Source organism: uncultured Polaribacter sp. (assembly GCF_947500975.1).
GTDB lineage: Bacteria > Bacteroidota > Bacteroidia > Flavobacteriales > Flavobacteriaceae > Polaribacter.
Genome location: NZ_CANMUE010000058.1, coordinates 1 through 511, shown reverse-complemented (window position 1 = coordinate 511; position 511 = coordinate 1). Strand labels below are relative to the sequence as shown.

The 511-nt window shown below is 30.1% G+C and carries 1 protein-coding gene; it reads right to left on the bottom strand.

Annotated features, from left to right (window positions below; genetic code table 11):
• Positions 1-471: hypothetical protein (locus tag Q0733_RS13005; RefSeq protein ID WP_298782768.1), on the bottom strand; the 471-nt coding region annotated here is incomplete at its 3' end.
• Between the last annotated feature and the right edge of the window lie 40 nt (positions 472-511).

Here is a 511-nt window from a genome sequence, read left to right as displayed (position 1 = left end):
TACAAGTGCTTGTGCATCTGTTGTACCTACAAAATCTGTTGCAGATGATGTACCAGAGTTTCCTTTTAAAGACCAGGTATTATTTATTATTTCTTCCCATTGTGTACCATCCCAAACATTAAGTGTATTTGGTGTTTTACTTGTATTAAACCAAATATCACCTTCTACTGGTATTGTTGGTGCTGTTGCACTACTAGTTACAGTATCTTCATCTACCGTTAACCAACTAGTACCATCATAAATTTTACTTATGTTTGTAGTAGTATCAAACCAAAAATCACCTTCTAAAGGTGTTGTTGGTGCTGTAGCAGAAGTTGTAACTTGGTTGTTTCTAATTTTAGTGATAGTTCCTTTATTATCAATAACCCTAATTTCTTGTGCATTGGTTGTATAAATAGTAATGCTTAAAATAAAATTTAAGAGTAATACTATATTTTTTTTTAAATTAGAATTTTTTATTATTTTCTCCATGCAATTTCAATAAGTACTTGAGGATAATCTATACTAGAAC